Here is a 23723-nt window from a genome sequence, read left to right on the forward strand (position 1 = left end):
GGTGGGCCGGACCCTCCTACAGGTGCCCCTCCCAGTACGGTTCGCGCAACCGCCGTTTGTACAGCTTGCCGTTGGGGTCGCGGGGCATCGTCGTGATGAAGCCGAGCGTCTTGGGTCGTTTGTACCCGGCGAGCAGCCCGGCGCAGTGGCCGAGGATCTCCGCGGCGAGCTCGTCGCCCGCCTCATGCCCCTCGGCGGCTTCGACGACGGCTCTGACCTCCTCGCCCCAGTCGGCGTGCGGGATGCCGAAGACCGCGGCGTCGGCGACGGCGGGGTGGGTGAGCAGGGCGCTCTCGATCTCGGCGGGGTAGATGTTCACCCCGCCCGAGATGATCATGTCGATCTTGCGGTCGCGGAGGAAGAGGTAGCCGTCCTCGTCCAGGATCCCGAGGTCTCCGACGGTGAAGAAGTCGCCGATGCGGTTCTTCCTCGTCTTGCCCTCGTCCTTGTGGTAGCTGAAGCCGCCGGTGCTCATCTTCATGTAGACGGTGCCCAGCTCGCCCGGTCCGAGCCGGTTGCCGTCGTCGTCGAAGACCGCGAGTTGGCTGATGGGCCAGGCCCGGCCGACGGTGCCCGGCTTCTTCAGCCAGTCGTCGGCGGTGGCGAAGGCGCCGCCGCCCTCACTGGCCGCGTAGTACTCCTCGACGCAACGCCCCCACCAGTCGATCATGGCCCGTTTGACGTGGTCGGGGCAGGGGGCCGCGCCGTGGATGGCGTGACGCATCGCCGAGACGTCGTACCGCTGCCGGACCTCGTCGGGGAGGGCGAGGAGGCGATGGAACTGGGTCGGGACCATGTGCGTGTGGGTGCAGCGGTGCGTGTCCATCGCCCGCAGCATGTCCTCGGGCGACCACTTGTCCATCAGGACGAGCGGGTGGCCGATGTGCAGGGCTGCGCCCGCGAACTGCAGCACGGCGGTGTGGTAGAGCGGTGAGCAGACCAGATGGACGTTGCCGTCGAACGGTTTGATGCCGAAGATGCCGAGGAAGCCTCCGAGGTAACTCTCCTCGGGGAGCTTTCCAGGCAGTGGCCGGCGGATGCCGCGTGGGCGGCCGGTGGTGCCGGAGGTGTAGTTCATGACCCAGCCGAGCGTGCGCCCCTCCGGAGGCGAGACCGGCCGGTTCTCCAGCAGTTCGGCGTACGGGCGGAAGCCGTCGGCCGCACCGACCCCGTAGCGATGGCTCGCGGGCAGTTTCGCCTCGTCGGCGGCGGCGGTCGCGGCCTCGGTGAAGCGCTCGTGGGCGATGAGCACCTTGGCGCCGGAGTCGGAGACGATCCAGGCGATCTCGGGCCCGACGAGGTGGTGGTTGACGGGGACGAGGTAGAAGCCGGCCTGGGAGGCGGCGAGGTAGGCGGTGAGGAACTCGACGCCGTTGGGCAGGACGACGGCGAAGGCGTCGCCCTCTTCGAGGCCGGCCGCGCGAAGGCCGTGGACCATGCGGTTGGCCTCGGCGTGCAGCCGTCCCGCCGTCCATGTCCCGCCGTCGGGTGCGACCAGGACCGGGCGGTCGGGGTCGGCGGTGGCCTGGGCCCAGAAGCCGTTGGGCGGCTGGTTCATGAGGCGCTCCGTCCGGCGATGCGGTTGATCCGGTCGACGGCTCGTTCGAAGCCCCGGGTCAGGTCGTCGAAGACGGCCTGCACACTGCGTTCGGTGTTCATCCGGCCGACGATCTGGCCGACGGGGGTGCCGAGCAGGGCGCCCGTCTCGTACTTCTGGATACGGGAGACGGCCTCGGCGACCAGGAGTCCCTGGAGTGGCATGGGCAGGGTGCCGGGTCCCGACGGGTCGTCCCAGGCGTCGGTCCATTCGGTACGGAGCTGCCGCGCGGGTTTGCCGGTGAGGGCGCGGGAGCGAACCGTGTCGCCGGAGCCCGCGGCGAGGAGTTTGGCGGTCAGCGCCCGGGAGTGCAGGTCCGCCTCCTCGGTGGTGAGCCAGAGGGAGCCGAGCCAGACGCCCTGGGCGCCCAGGGCGAGTCCGGCGGCGATCTGTTCGCCGCTGCCGATGCCGCCCGCGGCGAGGACGGGCAGCGGGCCGACGGCGTCGACGACGTCCGGGACCAGCACCATGGAGGCGATCTCGCCGGTGTGGCCGCCCGCCTCGTATCCCTGGGCGACGACGACGTCGATGCCCGCGTCCGCGTGGTGCCGGGCGTGCCGGGCGCTTCCGGCGAGGGCAGCGACGAGGACGTCCTGGCCGTGGGCGCGGGCGATGACGTCGGCGGGCGGTGAGCCCAGCGCGTTGGCGAGGAGCTTGATGGGGTAGCCGAACGCCACGTCGAGCTGGTTGCGGGCGACTTCCTCCATCCAGCCCGTGATGCGCCAGCCCGATGCCTCGCCCTCGGCGAGTTCGGGGACGCCGTGTTTGGCGAGGGTCTCCTGGACGAACTGCCGGTGGCCCGGCGGGATCATCGCCTCCACATCGGCCTCGCTCACACCCTCCACCTTCTTGGCGGGCATGACGACGTCGAGGCCGTAGGGCTTGCCGTCCGTGTGTTCCTGCATCCAGTCGAGGTCGCGTGCGAGGTCGTCGGGGGCGGTGTAGCGGACCGCGCCGAGTACGCCGAATCCACCGGCCCGGGTGATGGCCGCGGCCACCGCCGGGAACGGCGTGAAGCCGAAGATGGCGTGCTCGATCCCCAGTTTTTGACTCAGCTCCGTCTCCATGGGCGGCAGGATGCCGCAGTCCGACGGACGAGGGAAGAGATTTTCTGATGCAGTGTCAGATTCTTTGTGACTCCGGGGCCTACGGGACGGCGGAGGGTGACAGTACCCTCTGGTTCGGCAGGAAGTTTCACACTCGGACAATATTTCGAAAGTTACTTTCAGGCATGGGGAAGGGGTTCCGGATGACCGAGGACACGACGGGCGGGGGCATCAGCCGGCGGAGGCTGGGCGGTGGGATGCTGGCCCTGGGCGGAGCACTCGCCCTGGCGCCCATTCCGTTCGCGGCGGTGGCGTCTGCCACGGAGTCGGGGGCGGGGTCGTCGGACATGAGCGCAGGGACCGCGGCGGGGACGCCGACGGGTGGGCACAGGCCGACGCTGCGGCGCGGATCGGCCGCCCGTGCGGGGCTGTTGCAGGAGCCGCTCGACCGACTGGTCACCGAGGCGGAGAGATACCTCGCCGACTCACCCAAGCACCCTTGGTACGCGGGCGCCGTACTGCTCGCGGGACGGGGCGGGACGGTGGCACTGCACCGGCCGATCGGCAAGGCGGTCCGCTACGCGGCGTACGACGAGAAGACCGACACCGGTGTGGAGTTCCCGGCGGATCAGCAGATCCCCATGGCCGAGGACACGGTCTTCGACCTGGCGTCGGTGTCGAAGCTGTTCACCTCGATCCTGGCCGTGCAGCAGATCGAGCGCGGCACGCTGGAACTGGAGGCGACCGTCGCCTCGTATCTCCCCGACTTCGCCGGCGGCGGCAAGCAGGACATCACGATCCGTCAGCTGCTCACGCACACCTCGGGTTTCCGGGCCTGGATCCCGCTCTACAAGGCGCCGACACGGGAGGGAAAGCTGGAGCTGCTCTGGAACGAGGTGCCGGCGAGCCCGCCCGGCACGGCGTACCTCTACTCCGACCTCAATCTGATCTCGCTCCAACTGGTCCTGGAGAAGATCACCGGCCGCACCGAGGACGTACTGCTCCGCGAACAGATCACCGCTCCGCTCGGAATGCAGCGCACCCGGTACAACCCGCCGGCCTCCTGGAAGCCGAAGATCGCCGCGACCGAGGACGCCCGGCTCCCCTGGTCAGGGCTGGAACGCGGGCTGGTCTGGGGCGAGGTACACGACGAGAACGCGTACAGCCTGGACGGTGTCGCCGGTCACGCCGGGGTCTTCTCCTGCGCCTGGGACCTGGCGATCCTCGCCCGAACGCTCCTCAACGGCGGTGTCTACGGCCGCGCGAGAATTCTCTCGGCCGCGTCGGTGGACCTGCTCTTCACCGATTTCAACACCGCGTTCCCCGGTGACGCGCACGGCCTCGGCTTCGAGCTCTACCAGCACTGGTACATGGGGGCGATGGCCACACCGCGCACGGCGGGCCACACCGGATTCACGGGCACCAGCCTGGTCCTCGACCCGACCACGGACTCGTTCCTGATCGTGCTGGGCAACTCGGTCCACCCGGTGCGCAGCTGGCGCTCCGGCAGCGCGCCGCGCGTCGCCACCGCCAACCAGATGGCCCGGGCGGTCGCGGTCCGGCCGGCGCGGGGCCGTACGGCATGGTTCTCCGGTCTGGCAAGCGCATCCTCGGCCACCCTGGCGCTTCCGCCGCTCACCCTCGCGTCCTCGCGGGCGCGGCTGAGTTGCGCACTGTGGTGGGACACCGAGCCCGGCTCCGACTTCCTGTTCCTGGAGGCCTCGCCGGACGCCGGAGCCACCTGGCAGCCGGTCCCGTTCACCACCGAACCGGACTCGCGCGAGGGTCAGGAGCAGCCCGAACCGCATCCTGCGGGCTCGGTGTCCGGCTGGTCGGGCCGCGTCTGGCACCGGCTGGACGCGGACCTCGCGCAGTGGAGCGGCGGGGAGTTGCGACTGCGCTGGCGGTACGCCACGGATCAGCTGTACGTCGGCCGCGGGGTGTACGTGGACGCCATCAGGGTGGAGGACGGCAGACGTACGGTCTTCGACGAGGGGCGACCGGGTGACGCCCGGCGCATCGAGGCGGACGGCTGGGCCGCCTCGGCGGACTGACCGGCACGCTGCGAGGGGACGGGGCGGCCGCGCCACTGCGGCGGGCCGCCCCGCACCGCCGTCCGTCAGCCCGTCAGCCCGTCAGTCCGTCAGTCCGTCAGTCCGTCAGTCCGTCAGTCCGTCAGTCCGCGCAACGCCCGATGAGGCGTCCCGAAGAGCGTTTCGCGCCCAGGGGTGCTCGGGAACTCGGGCGACTCAGCCGCTCGGGGAAGGTGAGCCGTCACGTGCGGCGGCGCCGGATCCGGCATGTGGTTCCCGAGCGCCTGGACCGGCGAACCCACCGCCGCAACAGCGCAGTTCGGGTGGCAGGGCCCGCCCCGCCGACTGCCGGCCGCGTGGGGACGCGCCACGCCTTCGGGCTTGCACGGCGATCCGCCCCGGAGGCAGCGACCGGCACGGGAGCCGGACCGCTTCAAACACATCCGCAGCCGGTCACAACCCTGTCACCGCCGCAGCTCCGGCGCCCCGTCGGCCGCACGATGTCCCTACTCGTGACGCACCAGGGGGAATCATGCGTATCCGCACCACAACCGCGGCCGTCGCCGCACTGCTCGCCGTCACCGTCGTCGGCTGCAGCGGCGACAAGGGCAGTGACAGCAAGGCCGGCGCCATCAAGAGCACCGCGCCCGAGACGTCGAGTGCGGCAGACAACAGCGTCGCCGCCAAAGACGCCGGCATCCCGCCCGAGCCCACCGGTGCCGAGCGGTCCGCCGTCCTCGAGGCCATCCACGACGTCAACGGAAACCTCACCCATGACGAGGACAAGGCCATCGACGCGGCCCGCAACCAGTGCTCGGCCCTCGAAGGTGGCGCAACGAACCCTGACCACGTTGCTGCACAGCGATTCTCCTACGACGGCGTCACGCTGACGGATGACGACGGAAGTCACATCAACTTCGGGCTGCGCAGGACGCTCTGCCCCGAATCCTGATCAGCCAACCGGCTCCGGCCCGGCCGCGACCGTATGCGACCGGGCCTCACCATGCCGGATCATCACCGCGCCCCGCCTGACCCGGCGGCCCCGGCGGGCCCGGGGGTCCCAGCGGCCCCGGCGGGCCCGGGGTCTGCATTTCTGCGACGTCGTGCCGTGGGATCCGAGTCCGCGGTCGTCCGCCGCACGCGATCTCCCCCGTGCGCCAGGCCGACGCGCCCCGCCCGATCGGGTCACCGTGCCGGGCCGTCACAGCAGGCAGAACTCGTTGCCTTCCGGGTCGGCCATCATGTAGTGGTCGGGCCGGCCCTGAGCCTCGTACTCATGAATGACCGTGGCCCCGGCGGCAGTCAGCCGATCCAGCGCCTCCAGCACGCGCGGCCACCGCACCTCCCACGGCACCTCGCGGCCGCCACCCGCCTGCACATCCAGGTGCAGGCGGTTCTTCCCCGCCTTCGGCTCGGGCACCTTCATGAAGGACAGGGCGGGACCCTCACCGTCCGGGTCCGACAGGTAGGCGCCATCGTCCCACTCCTCCTCCGGTACGTCGTAGTGCGCGAACCACTCCTCCCAGCTGCCGAAGCCCTTCGGCGGCGGCTTCTGCGCGTAGCCCAGGGCGAGCGCCCAGAACTCCGCCAGTTGCGCGGGGTGCGCGCAGTCGATCGTCACGCTCCACCGTGTCGCCATGAATCCCTCCGGGTGGTGCATCCGGCTGCCCGGCCGGCCACGGAAACCGATCGTGTCATGGGAGGACCCGGAAATCCCCCGGAATCGATTCAAGATTCTTTTCCTGGTCGAAATATTTCGATCGATTGTGCCATCGATATCGATTCACCGGACATCTGATTCGCCGATGCGAGCAAAAGAATCCCAGATCAGCAAGGGTGGCCCTCCTTCTCGTTTTGCACTTGCCACGACGACACACACTCCCGCCTCGTTCAGCATTCGGAATCCTTTCGTAACTCCGAGGGCTGAATGTACGCATGCGTCCCCCACACCCCACGGAATGGCGTGAATCAGAGAACAAACCAGCAGGTCAAAGCCACAGAGGATGACAACGAGGCGGTTAATCTCGTCGAAATATTTCGGAAATGTGGCGTTGACGAGCGATCCGGCCGGGCGCATACTCTCCCTCGCTCCCTGCATCACCGATCAACTTCGCGCCACGGAACCGTCGTTGGACGGCGGGTCCCCCCGTGGCCGAGGACCGCTCAGCGCACGGTCCACTCACCCGTCCGGGCGGCCCGCTCATGCCGCCCGGCGACCGGAAGAAGGTGTTGGAAAGTGATCGTCAATTCACGGCACAGCGGCGAAGCCGCACGTCCGAAGTCGCTCTCACGGGCACGCAGGGCCGGCGTGCTCGCCACGGCCGGCGTGCTCGCCGCGGCGGGAGTCCTCTCGCTCGCGGGCACCGCCGAAGCCGCGACGACGCTCGGGGCGTCCGCCGCCGCCAAGGGCCGCTACTTCGGCACCGCCGTCGCCGCCAACCACCTCGGCGAGTCCGCGTACGCCTCCACCCTGGACACCGAGTTCACCATGGTGACGCCGGAGAACGAGATGAAGTGGGATGCCGTCGAGGCCTCCCGCAACAGCTTCAGCTTCGGCTCCGCGGACCAGATCGTCAGCCATGCCCAGGGCAAGGGCATGAAGCTCCGCGGTCACACGCTGGTGTGGCACTCCCAGCTCCCCGGCTGGGTCGGCGGGCTCGGCGCCGACGACCTGCGCTCGGCGATGAACAACCACATCAACCAGGTGATGGCGCACTACAAGGGCAAGATCTACGCCTGGGACGTCGTCAACGAGGCCTTCCAGGACGGCAGCAGCGGGGCCCGGCGCAGCTCACCCTTCCAGGACAAACTCGGCAACGGCTTCATCGAGGAGGCCTTCCGTACCGCACGGGCCGCGGACTCCGGGGCCAAGCTCTGTTACAACGACTACAACACCGACGGTCAGAACGCGAAGAGCAACGCGGTCTACGCCATGGTGAAGGACTTCAAGCAGCGCGGTGTCCCGATCGACTGCGTCGGCTTCCAGTCGCACTTCAACAGCAACTCCCCCGTCCCCTCGGACTACCAGGCCAATCTGCAGCGTTTCGCCGATCTCGGGGTCGACGTGCAGATCACCGAGCTGGACATCGAGGGCTCGGGGTCGGCGCAGGCCGCGAGTTACACCAAGGTCGTGAACGCCTGTCTGGCCGTGTCGCGCTGCGCGGGCATCACCGTATGGGGCATCCCGGACAAGTACTCGTGGCGCAGCAGCGGCACCCCGCTGCTGTTCGACGACAACTACGGCAAGAAGCCGGCGTACACCGCCGTACTCGCGGCACTGGGCGGCACCAGCGGCGGTGGCGGGGACAACGGCGGCGGGACCGGCTCGTGCACGGTCACCTACACGAAGACCAACACCTGGGGCGACCGCTTCAACGGGCAGGTGACGGTCAAGGCGGGCAGTTCGGCGATCAGCACCTGGACGGTTCCGGTGACCGTGACGTCGCCCCAGAAGATCACCACCACCTGGAACGGCACCCCGTCCTGGGACAGCAGCGGCAATGTGATGACCATGAGGCCCAACGGCAACGGCAGTCTGGCCGCCGGGGCCTCGACGTCCTTCGGGTTCACCGTCATGACGAACGGCAACACCTCGGCGCCCTCCATCGGCGCCTGCACCACGTCCTGACCCAGGGGCGGGCGCGGGGCGCGGCAGCGCCCGCTCACGTCCGGTGACCATCGGCGCGAGGGCACCGCTTCCGGGGCGGTGGCCTCGCGCTGTCCGCGTCCCGGCCGGTCGACGCCACCGGCGCGCACCGGCGGCTCAGCGGTGCGCAAGCACCTCGCCCGGCGACTCCACCTCGACAGGGGCGGGCGCCGTCGACTCCCGGACCACGAGCCTCGGCCTGATCAGGAGCGAACGTCCGGCGACCGGGGCGGACTCGATGCGGGCCTTCAGCTGCTGAAACGTCTCAGCGGCCATCTCCGGCAGAGGCTGGCGCACGGTGGTCAGCGGCGGCTCGAAGAGGTCTGCGAGCAGGATGTCGTCGAACCCGACCACGGAGACGTCCTGCCCGGCGCTGCGGCCGGCGTCCTTCGCGCCCCGGCAGATCCCGATCGCGCACATGTCGTTGATCGCGACGAACGCGGTGGGCGGACGCGGTCCGCACAGCAGCTCCCGGGCGGCGTTGCGCCCCAGCTCGGCAGCGTCCTTGTCACCGAACTCCGCGGTGTCGGCGCCGGGCCACACGATCGCGTCCGCCGGGTCCAGGCCCGCCGACTCCAGGGCTGCCCGGAATCCGCGCAGCCGCTCGCGACGGTTGACGCTGTTGACCGAGCCGGAGACGAACGCCAGCCTGCGGTGTCCCAGTTCGAGCAGATGGCGGGTGGCAAGCTCGGCGCCCATCGCGTTGTCGACGCTGATGGAGGCCAGCGACGGCGGATCGCCCGCCTGGGCGGTGCGGTCGAAGGCGACCATCCTCAGACCGCGGCTGAGCAGCGGGGCCACATGCTCGAGCGAGGGCAGCGAGGAGCAGAGCACCACCCCGCTCACCCCGTCGGCCAGCAGCTCCTCCCCGTACTTGAGCTCCCGGGCCGGATCGCGCTCGCTGTTGCAGAGCAGTACGTGATACCCCTCGGCCAGCGCGATGGCCTCCAGCTCCCGGGCCAGCGCCCCCCAGAAGGGGTTGGCGACGGACGGCACGATCAGGCCGATGACCTGGATCCGGCCGGTGCGCAGCATGCGCGCCGCACGGTTGGGCCGGTAGCTGAGCTGCTCGATCACCCGCTCCACGCGGGCCAGGGTGGCCGCCTGCATACGGTCCGTACGTCCATTGAGGACGTTCGACACGGTGCTGGCGGAGACACCCGCAGCCTCCGCGACCTGATGGATCGTTACCCCGCTCATGCCACCTCCGGTTCGGAACGTGTTCAGCCACACTAGTGTACCGATTTACTGAACTTGCTTCACCGGTACACCCGTTAACTTCCCAGAAAATTGTTGTGCATCAGCTGTTGACGAGTCTCACGAGGCGTTCTTAGTCTCAGTGCATCGATTTACCAGCACTTCCCAGCCATGGCCGGGTTGTCATTGCTGGATCGATCCACTGCCTCCGCCTCAAAAGGGGTGCCCCATGGAACTCAAACGACGGTCGCTGCTTGCTACCATCGGTGCCGGAACGGCTGCGGCCGCGCTCAGCGGCTGCGGCACCGGCTCCACTGCCGCAGGCTCCGCCGATGGTCCCGCCGAGGGCGAGATCACGCTGCTCACCCCGATCTACGAGAACGCCAACGGCAAGACCCTGTTGGAGAAGGAGATCCTCGGAGGCTTCCGGAAGAAGTATCCGGACGTCAAGGTGAACGTGGACTACACCACGTACACGCAGCTCAACGAGAAGATCACCACGGGTATGGCCGGCGGTCTGCTGCCCGACGTGCTGATGATGGGGGTCGGCTGGATCCCGCCCTTCGCCGCCAAGAAGGCGATCGCCCCGCTTCCGGAGACGTTCGCCACCGCGCACGACTACGAGAAGCGTGTGCTGGAGCCGTCGCGCTACGACGGCAAGCTGTACGCACTGCCGGTGGTGCTCGACACCCGCATCGTCGTCTACCGCAAGGACCACTTCGCCGAGGCAGGCATCAAGAAGACCCCCGCCAACTGGGCCGAGCTGCGGGCCGTGGCGAAGCAGCTGACGAAGGACGGGCGGATCGGTTTCGACCCGTTCTCCATCGATCTGCGCCAGTGCTGGGAGACCTTCCTGTTCGCCAACGGCGGTCAGCTGTTCAGCGCGGACGGCAAGAAGGTGCTCTTCACCGACAACCGGGGTGTCGAGGCTCTGCAGTTCTTCAAGGACCTCATCAAGGACGGCTCCGCCAGCTACGCCAAGAAGACGGCACTCGGTGAACCGGCGAACGTCCAGACGGGCAAGGCGTCGATGATGATGACGAGCAGCGCCCTGTGGGAGCAGGTCCGCCTGCAGAACCCAGAGCTCCTGAAGGACGACAAGCTCGGTGCGTTCGTGCTGGCCAACCGCAAGCCGGCGATGCTCCAGGGCGGCACCCTCGTCACCCAGTCGGCCAGCTCCAAGCACCCGGCCGCCGCCCGTGCGCTGGTCCAGTATCTCGCGACCCCGGAGTCGATCCTGGGCGCCGTGAAGCAGCGCGGCTCGGTGCCGGGGCTCAAGGACCTCAGCAACACCAGCTATGTGAAGGAGAACAAGTTCGTCGACCTCTCTCTCCAGAACATGAGCGCCGCCTGCTCGGAGGGCGGCACCCCGGCCTGGATGGAGATCCGCGAGAAGATCAAGCCGACGCTGGAGCCCGCGATCGTGGGCGACCAGTCCGCGAAGGACGCCATCGCGGAACTCGGCCGTCTCGCCGAAGCCGCCATCGGCCGGATGTGAGGCGCCACTGTGGGAGCTGTATCCGTACTGAAGGCACGGCCCGCGCGGCCGCCTTCCCCGCCTGAGAAGACCCGGCCCGCCAAGCGGCGGACCGGCAGGACCCCGACGGGTCCGGGGCGCCGCCGGCAACGGGCCGGCATGCTGATGGTGGCCCCCGCCCTGCTGCACGCGGCGCTCTGGATCGGCCTGCCGGTGGTCGCCTCGGTCGTCCTGGCCTTCACGAAGTACGACGTGCTGACGCCGCCGCAGTTCGTGGGGCTGGACAACTTCAAGGAGATGATGGACGACGCGGTGTTCCGCAAGTCCATCGTCAACACCGTCGTCTACACCTTCTTCACCGTGCCGTTCGGCATGATGCTGGGGCTGCTGGTGGCACTCGCCCTGCACACGGGCCTGAAGGCGCGCGGCATCTTCCGTACCGCGATCTTCCTGCCGCAGGTCACCGCCACGGTGGCGATCGCCCTGGTCTGGCTGTGGATCTACAACCCGAGCAACGGGCTGCTCAACGCCCTTCTCTCGTTCGTCGGGATCGACGGCCCGGCCTGGCTCTCGTCGACCACCTGGGCGTTGCCCTCGGTGATCCTGGTCGGCATCTGGCAGGGCATCGGCATGAAGATGCTCATCTACCTCGCCGCGCTCCAGTCCCTGCCGAAGGAGCTCTACGAAGCCGCGTCGGTGGACGGCGCGTCCAAGGCCCGGCAGTTCTTCTCCATCACGCTGCCGCTGCTGAAGCCCGCGACGTTCTTCGTGCTCATCACCTCGATGATCACCGCGTTCCAGTCGTTCGACCAGATCTACATCCTCACCGAGGGTGGACCGGCCAACAGCACCACGATGATGACGTACGAGATCTACAAGTCCGCCTTCCGGGAGTTCCGCGTCGGCTACGCCTGCGCCCAGTCCCTGGTGCTGTTCGCCCTGCTGATGGGCTTCACCCTGGTCAACCGGCGGATCATGGGAGGTACCCGTGGCCACAACTGAGCTGCACAAGCCCGGCGTCGCTCGCCCGCCCCGGCCCACGGCCAAGGGGAAGCCGGTCACTTTCGGGCGGATCGCGCTCTATGTGACGCTGTCCGCCGTGTCGCTGCTGATGGTGGTGCCGTTCGTCTGGATGGTGCTGACCTCGCTCAAGACACCGGTCGAGATCGCGTCGCAGGACGCCGGACTGCTGCCGGAGCACTGGGACTTCAGCAACTACACCGAGGCGCTGAAGGCCGCTCCCTTCGCCACGTACGCCCGCAACAGCTTCATCATCGCGATCAGTCACACCGTGCTCAATCTGGTGATCGCCTCGATGGCCGGGTATTCGCTGGCCCGGATCAAGTTCCGGGGCAGCGAGGTCATCTTCTACCTGTTCATCGCGGCGCTGATGATCCCGACGTACACGAAGGTGCTGCCCGAGTTCCTGATCGTCCGCTTCATGCCGCTGGCCGGCGGGAACGACCTGTTCGGTCAGGGCGGCAGCGGCTGGCTCGACACGTGGTGGGCGCTCATCGTGCCCGGCGCGGTCACCCCGTTCGCGGTCTTCCTCTTCCGGCAGTTCTATCTGGACCTGCCGGTGGAGCTGGAGGAGGCCGCCCGGCTGGACGGTCTGGGCGAGTTCCGGATCTACGCCCGGATCATGACGCCGCAGGTCAAGCCCGCGCTCATCACGGTGGCGCTGCTGACCTTCGAGTCCTCCTGGAACAACTTCCTCTGGCCGCTGCTGGTGACCCGGACGGACAGTCTGCGGGTCATCCAGGTGGGGCTCTCCGTCTTCAGGACGGAGAACGGTCCCCAGTGGCACTTCCTGATGGCGGGCACCACGCTCGCCACCCTGCCCATGGTCATTCTCTTCCTGATCGGCCAGCGCTACTTCGTGCAGGGCTTCGCAACCGCCGGTCTCAAGTGACCGGTCCCGGTCCTCAACGGCCGGTTATCGAAAGGGTTACCCCCCATGTCTGCTGATCTCCAAGGTTCCCGCGCGCTGGTGACCGGGGCGGGCCACGGCATCGGCCGCGCCATCGCCGTCGCCCTGGCCGAGGCCGGCGCCGATGTCGCCGTCCACTACCACTCCTCCGCCGACGAGGCCGCGAAGACGGTCTCCGCGATCGAGGCGCTGGGCCGCCGGGCCAAGGCGTTCCAGGCCGATGCGACGGTGACGGCCGAGGTGGACCGCTTGGTCGAGGAGGCCACCGGATTCCTCGGCGGACTGGACGTCCTGGTCTGCAACGCGGGCCATCTGATCGGGCGGGCAACGATCGCCGAGATGTCCGACGACCATTTCGACCAGGTCATCGACACCAATCTGACCTCGACGTTCCGTACGGTGCGGGCGGCACTGCCGCATCTGAAGGAGTCGTCCGCCGGGCGCATCATCACGATGTCGTCGCTCGCCGCGCACAACGGCGGCGGTCCCGGATCGGTCGCCTACGCGGCCGCCAAGGCCGGGATCCGCGGGTTCACCAAGGGTCTGGCCAAGGAGCTCGGCGGCAGCGGCATCACGGTCAACACCGTCGCCCCCGGCTTCATCAAGGGCACCGCGTTCCACGACACGTTCACCGCTCCCGCGGCGCAGCAGGCGATGGAAGCGGGCATCCCGGTGGGCCGGGCCGGCACGCCGGAGGACGTGGCTGCGGCCGTCGTCCACCTGGCGTCGCCCTCGTCCGGCTTCCTCACGGCCACCACGGTCGACATCGACGGTGGCGTGTGGCCGCGTTGAGGCGGATCGCCCGGGAGCGCGGCGGCTGGTGGCACGCGTACGTGTGCCCGGCCCACGGTATGGAGCTGGACCACGGCGACGCACTCGCCGGAGCGTTTCCCGAGGGCGGTGCGCGCTGCGCGTACGGCTGCCGGGTGGACAACGAGGCGGTGCGCGGTGCCTGGCTGGTGCTGTCGCACCAGGCGTGGGCGCGGCACCTGCGGGTGCTCGCCCACCGCGGGGAGCGCGGCGAAGCTGTGGCGAGGCTCGTCGAGTACACCGCTCTGTACGAGGAACTGGCCGCCGCGCAGCACGGTGAGGCGCAGGACTGGATGCTGCGCGGCCGGCTCTTCCACCAGGCGCTGAGCGACGCGATCTGGGCGGTGAACATCGGGCACACGGTCCTGACGCTCGCCGAGCACGGGACGGACGATCTGGCCGGGGTGCTGCCGCTGCTCGACGCTCTGGAACGGGCCGCACTCGACGCCCGCGCCGTACTGGTCGGCAAGGGGCAGCTCGCCTCCAACTACACCGCCTGGCTCAACGCCGCGGGCGCCGCCGCCGGACAGGGAGCCGCGGCGGCGCGCGGGCGGGAGTGGGAAGGCGGCAAGGAGTGGCTGGAGGGCGACAGCGGGCTGTACGCGCATCTGCGCGTCGCGGTCGCCGAGGACGGCTGGGAGTGGGAGGGCAGCACCTACTACCACGGGTTCGTGCTGCGTGCGGCGCTGCTGGCGCTGCGGGGCACCGATCCTCAGACCCTCCCGTCGGATGTGGTGGGTGTGCTGGCCGGGATGACGGACGTCCTGGCGGCGATCGCCACGCCGGGCGGCATTCTGCCCGCCCTGCACGACGGCCCCTATCTGCGTGACCCGCTGGCACTTGAGTGGCTCGAACTAGCTGCTCTGGCACAGCAGTTGGTTCCATCCGCCGCGCTGGACGCGGTGGCCGGCCGGGCCCGTGCCGAGCTGGGCCCGGCCGATGACGGGCTGGACCGGGAGCTGGGCGGCTGGTTCACCGGCCCGCCGCTGCCGGAGCGCCCCGCGGCCGGTGCGCTCACGTTGTTCACCGAAGCCGGCTACGCGGTGCTGCGGGTCGCGGGCATCCACGCCCTGCTGGACTTCGGCCCGCACGGCGGTTCGCACGGCCACCGGGACAAGCTGTCGCTCTATCTCTACGGGGACACCACGCCGTGGCAGCCCGATCCCGGCCAGGTGCCCTACGCCCACGCCGAGTTCCGTGATCTGTACGCGTCCACCGAAGCCCATCCCGCGTTCCGGGTGGACGGCATGGAACAGGCGGAGTGCGCGGGAGCGCTGCTCGGTTCGGGGGACCGGTCGGTCACCGCCGAGGTGACGTCGGCGTACGAGGGTGTGCGCGGGGTCCGGCGGATCGCGGCCGGCGACGGCTATCTGGTGGACCTGCTGACCGTGACGGCCGACGACTCCCGGCGCATCACCGCACAGTTGCGCCCCGGCACCGCACTGGACGTGCAGGTGCAGGCGGCGGGCGCGGCGCGTACCACCTGGTACGGCGACGAGACACTGCACGGCTGGCACACCCACCGGGCCGATGCGCCGGTACGCCCGGTCAGCCGGCCGGGCCCGGGCCCGGCAGACGATCCGCAACGCGTGAGGACCCGGGTGGACTTCACCGCCGACACCGACCGGGTCACGTTCGCATCGGTCTACCAGGCCGCATCGGCCGGACCCGCGGTGACCGACGTACATCTGGACGACGACGGGCTGACGGTCTGCCTCGCCGACGGCAGTACCGCGCGGTTCCACACGGAGGACTGACCCTTGTTGCTCTCGGCGACCCCGCCGCCCGGCCCGCGCCCCGCGCAGGAGGTGCGGCTGTTCGAGGAGGCCGCCCGCCACCGCGGGCTGACCCCGCCCGGTACGCACCCCCTGGCCAGCATCACCTGGCTCGGCCCCGCCGCCTCCAACCCGGCTCTTGCCTACCGGGTCTCCGGCGACCGGGCGCATCTGGCGGAGAGCCTGCGCTGGATCGAGGCCGCGGTGCGGCTGCCCCACTGGGGCAGGGCGCATATGCCGGACCACGACCTGGACGCCGGCTGGCTGCTGCACCACCTGGCGCTCGCCTACCGGTGGCTCGGTGACGATCTGCCGGACGGGGCGCAGGCGCTGCTGCGGTACAAACTGCTGCTCCAGGGGCGGCGGATGTACGAGTTCGCGGTGGCGAGCGAGGGCCGCTGGTGGTCGTCGTCGTACTGGCAGAACCACAACTGGATCTGCTACGCGGGCCTGGCGACGGCCGGGTACGTGCTCGGCAAGGAGGAGTGGACCGAGCGCGCCAGGGACAATCTCGCAACCGTCCTGGACCTGATGCCCGAGGACGGCTCGCATGCCGAGGGCGTCGTCTACTGGCGCTACGGCGTGCCGTTCCTCGCCATCCATCTGGATCTCCTGAAGGAGGCGGAGGGCATCGACTGGTGGGACAGGGGCGGATTCATGTCCCACACCTTCCGCTACCGGCTGCACCAGACGGCGCCCGGGTTCGCGTTCAACGTCGACCACGGCGACTGCCATGACCGGCGCAGCGGCCACAGCGCCGGTCTCTACTACCGCCTGGCCGCCCAGTACGCGATCCCCGAGGCCCAGTGGATGGGCGATCTGGCATCGGGCGAACTGCTGTGGCCGGAGGCGGCCGAGAGCGGTGTGCGGCCGGGAATCCTGCCGGAGGCCTATCTGGAATACCTCTGGTACGACCCGTCCGTGCCCGCGGCCCGGCCCACCGAGACGCGGGCGTTCTTCCCGGACCTGGGGCTGCTGGCGGCGCGCACCGGCTGGGACGACGACGCCACGCTGGTGTCGTTCAAGGCCAGTCCGGGCGGGGGTCACCGGGCGTGGGAGACCGCGGAGAAGCACCGGGTGGAGAAGGGCTGGGAGACTCTCAACCAGGGTCATCACCACCCCGATTCGGGTTCGTTCGTGTTCGTCTCGCAGGGTGCGTTCCTCGCCGTGGACGAGGGCTACAGCAACCGCAAGAAGGCCGCGCACCACAATCTGCTGCTGGTGGACGGGCAGGGGTACGCGGACGAGGACCGGTATCACGTGTACCGGGACATCCCCTTCGAGCGGCAGGCCGGACAGCGCGATGTGCTCGTCTCTCCCGACTGCGGATGGGCCCACTCCACGGCGGAGATCGCCAAGATGTACGACCCCGCGCTGGGGGTGCGGCGACTCGACCGGACGCTGGTGTTCACCCCGTCGGGGCGCCTGGTGCTGCTGGACCTCGCCGAGGCGGACACGGAGCGGGAGTGGACGTTCCTGCTGCAGACGGACCGGCCGACCGAGCCGCAGCCGGACGGCACCCGGCTGATCCGTTCCGGGGCGGCCGCGGCCCGGCTGCGGCAGTTCGCCCCCGCCGATGGCCGCGTCGTCGGGGAGGTCACCGAGGTGGAGGCCAATCCGACGTCGAGCACGCCCGGACTGCGTCTCACCCGCACCCTGCACACCCTGCGCTCGACCACGGGGCGGTCGTCCGAGGGGTTGTTCCTCACCACGATCACCCCGGGAACGGAGCCGGATGCCACCCGGGTCGCGTGCGCGGAGGGCCAGGGCGTGACTTTCGGTACCGAGACCGTGCTGCTCTCCCCCGTCGCCCGGCGGATCCGTACCGCCGGTGTCCACGCCGATGCCGCCGCCGTGCTGCTCAGCGAGGGCGACGCCCCCTACGTCGTGGCCGCGACCCGGCTGGAGCTGGACGGCGTCGCGCTGCTCGACGTGGCGGAACCGTACACAGGAAAGGTCGGCTGACCATGCAGGCAACTCTCTCGTCCGGCTGGCCGACGCTGCTGCGGCGGCTGGAGTTCGTGGCCTACCCGGCAGCCGCCGGAGCCGCGTTCGCCGTACTGTCGCTGGGGGTCGTGACCTGGCTTCCCGCCCTCGCCGCGATGGCGCACGGGCTCCAGCGCTGGCGGGCCGAGGGCGACAGCCACTGTTTCAGCAATACGTTCAGGTCCTTCCCCACATACTGGCGCAGCCTGTGGCGGCACTCGCTCGCGTCCACGGCCGCCGGGGCCGTCCTGGCCGCCAACATCGTTCATCTGCTGGGCCGTTCGGAGCCGTGGACCTTCGTGCTGCTCGCCGCCCAGATGGGCATCGCGGCCGCCCTGGTCATCCATCATGTGGCGTTCGCGGCCGAGGCCGGCCGGGCGCCGGCCGGCACCGTCCGCACCTGGACCCTGGGCGCGCTGGCGCTCGGCTTCGGTTCGGCAGCCCGCGGCACCGCCCTGCTCGGTGCGGTGATCTCCGCCGTACTGCTCTCTCTCGTCGTACCGCTCGGGCCACTGCTGCTCGGCCCGAGCATTCCCGTACTGCTCGCTCTGTCCTTCGCTGATCCCAGGAGGCACACCTCATGAGCCATGCACTGCGCACCACCCTCGTAGCCGCGCTCGCGGTCGGCACCCCGCTCGCCTTCCCCCCGCCGTCCGTGGCCGCCGCGGCGGCGACCGCCTACTACGTGGCACCTGCCGGAAGCGACACCAACTCCGGTACGTCGGCGGGCTCCCCGCTCGCCACGATCCAGAAGGCGGTCGATCTGGCGCCGACGGGCGCGGTGGTGAACCTCGCCGCCGGTACGTACAAGCAGGATGTCGTGACCAAGCGCGCCGGCGTCACCATCACCGGCCCGGCGAACGCCGTGGTGAAGGGGGCCGGCGACGCGCGGATCATTCAGGTGCAGCACGATTCGACGACTCTGAGCGGCTTCACGGTGGACGGACTGCACGGGTCGTCCACCGATGTGTCCGGGTACCGCCTCAAGCTCATATATGTCATGAGCACGACTCCCGGGAACGGTGTGGGCGGTCTGAGCATCACCGGGATGACCCTCAAGAACGCTGCCGACGAGTGCCTGCGGGTACGCTATCTGGTGACCGGCGCCGACATCTCCGGCAACACCATCACCGACTGCGGCGTCGCCGACTTCAAGTTCGGCGGCGGCGGCAAGAACGGCGAGGGCATCTACCTCGGCACTGCCCCCGAGCAGCAGGGCGCTAACGGCGCCCCGGACGCGGCAGCCGACATCAGCCGGAACAACCGCATCCACCACAACACGATCGCCACGCGCGGCAACGAATGCGTCGACGTGAAGGAGAACTCGACGAACAACTACGTCGAGTACAACGACTGCAGCCAGCAGAAGGACTCCAGCTCCGGCGGTCTGGACGCGCGCGGCAGCGGCAACATCTTCCGCTACAACACCATCCACGACAACACCGGAGCGGGCATCCGGCTCGGCGGTGACACCGCGGCCGACGGCATCGACACCAGCGTCTACGGCAACACGATCACCGGGAACGCCGGTGGCGGCATCAAGTTCATGCGGACCCCCCAGGGGCCCGTCTGCACGAACACGATGAGCGGGAACACCGGCGGCGACGCCGTGGGCACCTACGGCAGCGCGTACGACCCGACCGGTGCGTGCCCCCAGTGAGCGGCCGGGGACCCGCGAGACGCGGGGTACTGACTGCGGCGGCCGGACTGGCCGCGGTCGTGGCGACGGCCCAGGGGGCGCAGGCAGCCGGCACACCGGCCACAGGGGCGCGCCGCTCACGCTGGACGACGTCGTGGGCGACCGCGCAGACCGCGCCGACGCCAACCGACACGGTGGCGAGCGCAGGGCTGACACAGGGCACGTTCACCGCACACGTACGGCTGTCGGCCGGCGGCCAGGTCCGGCTGCGCTACGGGCACGCCTTCGGGACGGTGCCGGTGCTGATCGGCCCGGTGACCGCGGGTGACAGGCCCGTGACGTTCGGCGGGAAGCGGCAGGCCTGGCTGGCCGCGGGCGCCTCGCTGACCAGTGACGCGGTCGGGGGACTGCGGGCCGCCGAGGGCACCCTGCTGACGGTCCGGACCGAACTGCCCGGCCCGACGGGGCCGTTGTCGTTCCACCGCAACACCCATGCCTCGCACGACGTCGACGGAGTGCGCACCACTTCGGTGTTCCTGCTGACGGGTGTCGAGGTGACGGGCGCGCACGGGCCGGTGATCGCGGTGCTCGGCGACTCCATCGCGGAGGGCGTCGGCACGCCCGACGACGCCGATCTGCGCTGGCCGGACCAGCTGGCCAGGCGCCTGCCCGGCGCGGCGGTCGCCGATCTCGGGATCAGCGGTAACCGGGTACTGCTCGACGACGCCCGGTTCGGTCCTGGCGGGCAGGCCCGCTTCGACCGCGATGTGCTGTCCCTGCCCGGGCTGCGTACCGTTCTGGTCCACCTCGGGGTCAACGACCTCCAGCAGCCGCCCAGCCAGACCGACCCGGCGCTCGTCCTGGCCGGCTACCGGCAGCTGGTGCTGCGCGCCCGTGACGCCGGACTGCGCGTGGTCGGCGCGACCATCACGCCGTTCGGCGGCTGGACACGCTGGACTCCCGAGCTGGAGACGGTGCGGCAGCGGATCAACGCGGCCGTGCGGACCGGCCGGCTCTTCGACGCCGTCGCCGACTTCGACGGCGCGCTGCGCGATCCGGACCACCCGGAGCGGATGCTGCCCGCGTTCGACAGCGGCGACGGGCTCCACCCCAACCCTTCCGGCCATGCGGCGCTCGCCGCGGCCGTCGACCGCCGACACCTTCTGTGAGGGCCGCACCATGAACCCAGGCACCACCCGAGGCACCACCGGCACCACCACCCGCCGCACCGTCCTCGCCGGTGCGGCGGCGCTCGGCGCGGCCGCCGCCCTGCCGTTCACGCTCGCGGCGGGCACCGCACACGCCGCGGACCCGGTCGACGACGCAGCCTCGCTGCGGACCCGGTGGCACACCCTGCTCACCGGCGGCCCCGGCCTCGACCTCACGGACCCGCAGATCGCCGCGGCCGTGGCCCGGATCGGCAAGGCCGCGACGACATCCGCGAAGGGCCTGGACCCGTCCCGTACCGACGGGCTCTTCCCCGACCTGACCAGCACCACGCTCTCCAACCACGTCACGACGTCGTTCAAGCGCCTCGCGACCGTGGCGACCGCATGGGCCGTCCCCGGCACCGTCCAGTACGGCGACACCGCGCTCCGGGACCTGCTCGTGGCGGGCATCGACTGGATGCTGACGAACCGGTACGGCCCCGGGCACACCCGGTTCGACAACGACTGGGACTGGGAGATCGGCTCCGCGCTCGCGCTCAACGACGCGACCGTGCTGCTGTACGACGCACTCGGTGCGGAGCGGCTCGGCCGGATCAACGACGCCGTCCGCAGCTACACGCCCGACCCGAACCTCTGGCGGGCCGACCGGCAGATCGCGACCGGTGCCAACCGGGTGTGGATCTCCACCGTCGTCGCCGTGAACGCGGTGCTCCGCGACAGCGGCGGCGATCTCGTCCGGGTACGTGACGCTCTTTCGGACGTCGAGGGTTCGGGCGCCAACAGCGTCCTGGCCTTCAACGACGCGAGCGCGGCGGCCGAGGGCACGGGCGAGGGCTTCTACTCCGACGGTTCGTTCCTCCAGCACTACAAGCACCCGTACAACGGCGGCTACGGCAAGGAGCTGCTGAACAACCTCTCCCGGCTGCTGAACCTCCTCGCGGGCACGTCGTGGACGGTGACCGATCCCGACCTCGACAACGTCCGCCTCTGGGTCGACGAGGGTTTCGACCCACTCCTGGCGCGCGGCGATGTGATGGCGTCGGTCTGCGGGCGCGAGATCGCCCGCCCGAGCAAGCAGGGCCATGTCTCGGCGCAGACGGTCATCGAGGCGGTGGTGCGGCTGATCCCGAGCTTCCCGGGTGAGACCGCCGACCGGTTCACCTCCCTGGTCAAGCAGTGGATCGCCGAGGACACCTACCGGGACTTCCTCGCCGTCACCGACCTCGCCTCCCTCGTCGCGGCCAGGAACGTCATCGCGTCCCCGGTGCCGGCCCGCGGTCCGCTGGTCGCGCACAAGCAGCACCCCCGGATGGACAAGGCGGCCCACCACCGGCCCTCGTTCGCCCTCGGCATCTCCGCGTACTCGTCCCGGATCTACAACTACGAGTCGATCCAGAACGAGAACCTGCACGCCTGGCACCTGTCCGACGGAATGGTGCTCCTGTACACGAACGACCTCGGCCACTACAGCGAGGACTACTGGCCCACGGTCGACCCCGCCCGGCTGGCCGGGACGACTGTTCTCGCGGGCCGGCCGGCCGACGCGGCGGGGCAGCGCACCACCAGCACCACCGACTGGGCGGGCGGCGCCGCGCAAGCGGGAACGACGCTCGGCGCGTACGGCATGGAGCTGCGGGCGTTCGGCAGCTCGCTGCACGGCTTCAAGAGCTGGTTCTGCCTGGACGACGTCATCGCGTGCGTCGGCTCCGGGATCAGCGCGGACGCGGGTACGGCCGAGACGATCGTGGAGAACCGGAAGCTGCGGGACCCTGCGGCGGCACTGCTCGTCAACGGACAGGCCGCCCCTGCGGACGCCGGGTGGTCGGCGACGCTGGACAAGGTGCGATGGCTGCATGTCGCCGGGACCGGCGGCTACGTCTTCCCCGAGGCCGTGACCCTGCACGGTCTGCGCGAGGACCGGACGGCGACCTGGCGCGAGATCAACCTCAAGTACGGCACGGACACCTCCGTCACCCGCCCGTATCTGACGCTGTGGCAGGACCACGGCACCGCACCCGACCAGGCCGGATACTTCTGGCTGCAGGCGCCGATGGCCTCCGCCGAGCGTACGAAGCAGTGGTCGGCGGCGCCCCCGGTGAAGCTGATCGCCGGCACCACCGCCGTGCACGCGGTACGCCGCTGCGCGGACGGGCTCCTCGCCGCGAACTTCTGGACCGCGGGGACCGCGCAGGAACTCACCGCGGACGGACCGGCCTCGGTCCTGGTGCGGCCGGAGGGCAAGACGGTGACCGTCTCGCTGTCCGACCCGACGCAGCTGCGGTCCTCCGTCGTACTGGACCTGGCCCGTCGCGATCTGAGCGTCGTCTCCGCCGACCCGGGCATCACCGTGGCCCGGACCGGCACCGGAATCCGGATCACCGCCGACACGACTGAACACCACGGTGCAACCCTCGACCTCATCCTGAAGAGGAGCTAGACCCTTGCTGTTCGACATGCCCCTGGACCGGCTGCGCGACTACCGGCCGGAGCCGGAGGAGCCAGCCGACTTCGACGCCTTCTGGGAGAAGACCCTCGCCGAAAGCACCCGCCACGATCTGGACGCCGAGTTCGTCCCGTACGACGCCGGATTCGCCACCGTCGACGTGTTCGACGTGACGTTCCGCGGCTGGGGCGGCCAGCCGGTGAAGGCGTGGCTGATGCTCCCCCGGGAACGCTCGGGTCCGCTGCCGGCCGTCGTGCAGTACATCGGGTACAACGGCGGCCGCGGCATCCCCTACTCCTGGCTCACCTGGAGCGCCCTGGGCTACGCCCATCTGGTGATGGACAACCGCGGTCAGGGCGGTGGCGGCAAGAACACCGCCGACACCGTGGACATCGGCCCGGACGGAAACGGCTCCTCCTCCCCCGGGTTCCTCACCCGGGGCATCGAGGACCCGTACCGGCACTACTACCGCAGGCTGATCACGGACGCGGTGCGGGCCGTCGACGCGGCGAAGACCCATGACGCCGTGGACGCCTCGCGGATCGCGGTGCTCGGCGGCAGCCAGGGCGGTGGCCTCGCGCTCGCCGTGGCGGGGCTGCGGGACGACGTCGTGGCGGCCGTCGCCGATGTGCCGTTCCTCTGCCACTACCGGCGCGCCTCGCAGATCACGGACGCGGGGCCGTACGCGGAGATCGCCCGCTGGCTGTCCGGACACCGCTTCCGGATCGACGAGGCGATGGAGACCCTCTCCTACTTCGACGCGGTCAACTTCGCGGCGCGGGCGACCGCTCCCGCGTGGTTCTCCGTGGGGCTGATGGACAAGGTCTGCCCGTCGTCCACCGTGTTCGCCGCCTACCACCGCTACGCCGGTCCGGCGCAGATCGAGGTGTTCACGTACAACGGGCACGAGGGCGGCGCGGAGTACGACCTGCCGCGCAAGATCGGCGCGCTGCGGGGCGTGTTCGGTCAGTAGGG

The 23723-nt window shown here is 70.1% G+C and carries 18 protein-coding genes; 14 read left to right on the top strand and 4 right to left on the bottom strand.

Annotation, left to right across the window (positions count from 1 at the left end; all coding sequences use genetic code 11):
- Nucleotides 1-16 precede the first annotated feature (16 nt).
- Together ACIOEW_RS18250 and ACIOEW_RS18255 are read right to left on the bottom strand one after the other, a co-directional pair.
- Complete coding sequence (locus tag ACIOEW_RS18250; protein ID WP_401964622.1) at nt 17-1558, bottom strand: acyl-CoA synthetase; 1542 nt, start codon at nt 1556-1558, stop codon at nt 17-19.
- Complete coding sequence (locus ACIOEW_RS18255; protein ID WP_401964623.1) at nt 1555-2664, bottom strand: NAD(P)H-dependent flavin oxidoreductase; 1110 nt, start codon at nt 2662-2664, stop codon at nt 1555-1557. The genes ACIOEW_RS18250 and ACIOEW_RS18255 overlap by 4 nt, the downstream gene beginning before the upstream one ends.
- A 182-nt stretch (nt 2665-2846) precedes the next feature.
- Here ACIOEW_RS18255 and ACIOEW_RS18260 point away from each other — a divergent pair, with 182 nt between their 5' ends.
- Both ACIOEW_RS18260 and ACIOEW_RS18265 read left to right on the top strand, forming a co-directional pair.
- Nucleotides 2847-4697 (top strand): serine hydrolase, encoded by a 1851-nt coding sequence (locus ACIOEW_RS18260; RefSeq protein WP_401964624.1) that lies wholly within the window; start codon nt 2847-2849, stop codon nt 4695-4697.
- 511 nt (nt 4698-5208) lie between these two features.
- Nucleotides 5209-5628 carry a hypothetical protein gene (locus ACIOEW_RS18265; RefSeq protein WP_401964626.1) on the top strand — a complete coding sequence of 140 codons (420 nt, stop codon included), beginning with the start codon at nt 5209-5211 and terminating at the stop codon, nt 5626-5628.
- Nucleotides 5629-5877: 249 nt separating this feature from the next.
- Here the strand turns inward: ACIOEW_RS18265 and ACIOEW_RS18270 are convergent, their stop codons facing one another.
- Nucleotides 5878-6315, bottom strand: a complete 438-nt coding sequence (locus ACIOEW_RS18270) for a VOC family protein (protein WP_401964627.1) — start codon at nt 6313-6315, stop codon at nt 5878-5880.
- 597 nt (nt 6316-6912) lie between these two features.
- Between ACIOEW_RS18270 and ACIOEW_RS18275 the strand changes: the two genes are divergently transcribed.
- The gene (locus tag ACIOEW_RS18275; RefSeq protein WP_401964628.1) at nt 6913-8304 is read left to right on the top strand and encodes an endo-1,4-beta-xylanase; all 1392 of its coding nucleotides are present in this window, start codon (nt 6913-6915) and stop codon (nt 8302-8304) included.
- Nucleotides 8305-8439: 135 nt separating this feature from the next.
- Here the strand turns inward: ACIOEW_RS18275 and ACIOEW_RS18280 are convergent, their stop codons facing one another.
- Entirely contained in the window at nt 8440-9522 is a 1083-nt protein-coding gene (locus ACIOEW_RS18280; RefSeq protein WP_362545730.1) for a LacI family DNA-binding transcriptional regulator, read from the bottom strand.
- A 226-nt stretch (nt 9523-9748) separates the two neighbouring features.
- Here ACIOEW_RS18280 and ACIOEW_RS18285 point away from each other — a divergent pair, with 226 nt between their 5' ends.
- The 11 genes from ACIOEW_RS18285 (at nt 9749) to ACIOEW_RS18335 (ending at nt 23721) form a co-directional block, all read left to right on the top strand.
- Nucleotides 9749-11017 (top strand): ABC transporter substrate-binding protein, encoded by a 1269-nt coding sequence (locus ACIOEW_RS18285; RefSeq protein ID WP_401964630.1) that lies wholly within the window; start codon nt 9749-9751, stop codon nt 11015-11017.
- 138 nt (nt 11018-11155) lie between these two features.
- Nucleotides 11156-11998, top strand: a complete 843-nt coding sequence (locus ACIOEW_RS18290) for a carbohydrate ABC transporter permease (RefSeq protein WP_401964632.1) — start codon at nt 11156-11158, stop codon at nt 11996-11998.
- A complete protein-coding gene (locus ACIOEW_RS18295) occupies nt 11985-12908 on the top strand; it encodes a carbohydrate ABC transporter permease (protein ID WP_401964633.1) in 924 nt (307 codons plus the stop codon). The genes ACIOEW_RS18290 and ACIOEW_RS18295 overlap by 14 nt, the downstream gene beginning before the upstream one ends.
- Nucleotides 12909-12953: 45 nt before the next feature.
- Nucleotides 12954-13718: an SDR family NAD(P)-dependent oxidoreductase gene (locus ACIOEW_RS18300; RefSeq protein ID WP_401964635.1), complete on the top strand. Its 765-nt coding sequence runs from the start codon at nt 12954-12956 to the stop codon at nt 13716-13718.
- The gene (locus tag ACIOEW_RS18305; protein ID WP_401964636.1) at nt 13706-15493 is read left to right on the top strand and encodes a heparinase II/III family protein; all 1788 of its coding nucleotides are present in this window, start codon (nt 13706-13708) and stop codon (nt 15491-15493) included. Before ACIOEW_RS18300 ends, ACIOEW_RS18305 begins: the two co-directional genes overlap by 13 nt.
- A gap of 3 nt (nt 15494-15496) precedes the next feature.
- Complete coding sequence (locus ACIOEW_RS18310; protein ID WP_401964637.1) at nt 15497-17476, top strand: hypothetical protein; 1980 nt, start codon at nt 15497-15499, stop codon at nt 17474-17476.
- Nucleotides 17477-17478: 2 nt separating this feature from the next.
- Entirely contained in the window at nt 17479-18081 is a 603-nt protein-coding gene (locus tag ACIOEW_RS18315) for a hypothetical protein (protein ID WP_401964638.1), read from the top strand.
- On the top strand, nt 18078-19157 hold the full coding sequence (locus ACIOEW_RS18320; protein WP_401964639.1) for a DUF1565 domain-containing protein: 1080 nt from the start codon (nt 18078-18080) through the stop codon (nt 19155-19157). Before ACIOEW_RS18315 ends, ACIOEW_RS18320 begins: the two co-directional genes overlap by 4 nt.
- A 59-nt stretch (nt 19158-19216) precedes the next feature.
- The gene (locus ACIOEW_RS18325; RefSeq protein WP_401964641.1) at nt 19217-20305 is read left to right on the top strand and encodes an SGNH/GDSL hydrolase family protein; all 1089 of its coding nucleotides are present in this window, start codon (nt 19217-19219) and stop codon (nt 20303-20305) included.
- A complete protein-coding gene (locus ACIOEW_RS18330) occupies nt 20262-22742 on the top strand; it encodes a polysaccharide lyase 8 family protein (protein ID WP_401964642.1) in 2481 nt (826 codons plus the stop codon). Before ACIOEW_RS18325 ends, ACIOEW_RS18330 begins: the two co-directional genes overlap by 44 nt.
- 4 nt (nt 22743-22746) lie before the next feature.
- Nucleotides 22747-23721 carry an acetylxylan esterase gene (locus ACIOEW_RS18335; protein WP_362545701.1) on the top strand — a complete coding sequence of 325 codons (975 nt, stop codon included), beginning with the start codon at nt 22747-22749 and terminating at the stop codon, nt 23719-23721.
- Nucleotides 23722-23723: the final 2 nt, after the last annotated feature.

The organism is Streptomyces sp. NPDC087901, from assembly GCF_044742205.1.
In the GTDB taxonomy this organism is placed as follows: domain Bacteria; phylum Actinomycetota; class Actinomycetes; order Streptomycetales; family Streptomycetaceae; genus Streptomyces.

What these genes read in the sequence shown, in the direction of transcription:
- ACIOEW_RS18250 (WP_401964622.1), bottom strand. Translation starts at nt 1,558, where the DNA reads ATGAACCAGCCGCCCAACGGCTTCTGGGCCCAGGCCACCGCCGACCCC.
- ACIOEW_RS18255 (WP_401964623.1), bottom strand. Translation starts at nt 2,664, where the DNA reads ATGGAGACGGAGCTGAGTCAAAAACTGGGGATCGAGCACGCCATCTTC.
- ACIOEW_RS18260 (WP_401964624.1), top strand. Translation starts at nt 2,847, where the DNA reads ATGACCGAGGACACGACGGGCGGGGGCATCAGCCGGCGGAGGCTGGGC.
- ACIOEW_RS18265 (WP_401964626.1), top strand. Translation starts at nt 5,209, where the DNA reads ATGCGTATCCGCACCACAACCGCGGCCGTCGCCGCACTGCTCGCCGTC.
- ACIOEW_RS18270 (WP_401964627.1), bottom strand. Translation starts at nt 6,315, where the DNA reads ATGGCGACACGGTGGAGCGTGACGATCGACTGCGCGCACCCCGCGCAA.
- ACIOEW_RS18280 (WP_362545730.1), bottom strand. Translation starts at nt 9,522, where the DNA reads ATGAGCGGGGTAACGATCCATCAGGTCGCGGAGGCTGCGGGTGTCTCC.
- ACIOEW_RS18285 (WP_401964630.1), top strand. Translation starts at nt 9,749, where the DNA reads ATGGAACTCAAACGACGGTCGCTGCTTGCTACCATCGGTGCCGGAACG.
- ACIOEW_RS18290 (WP_401964632.1), top strand. Translation starts at nt 11,156, where the DNA reads ATGCTGATGGTGGCCCCCGCCCTGCTGCACGCGGCGCTCTGGATCGGC.
- ACIOEW_RS18300 (WP_401964635.1), top strand. Translation starts at nt 12,954, where the DNA reads ATGTCTGCTGATCTCCAAGGTTCCCGCGCGCTGGTGACCGGGGCGGGC.
- ACIOEW_RS18315 (WP_401964638.1), top strand. Translation starts at nt 17,479, where the DNA reads ATGCAGGCAACTCTCTCGTCCGGCTGGCCGACGCTGCTGCGGCGGCTG.
- ACIOEW_RS18320 (WP_401964639.1), top strand. Translation starts at nt 18,078, where the DNA reads ATGAGCCATGCACTGCGCACCACCCTCGTAGCCGCGCTCGCGGTCGGC.
- ACIOEW_RS18330 (WP_401964642.1), top strand. Translation starts at nt 20,262, where the DNA reads ATGCGGCGCTCGCCGCGGCCGTCGACCGCCGACACCTTCTGTGAGGGC.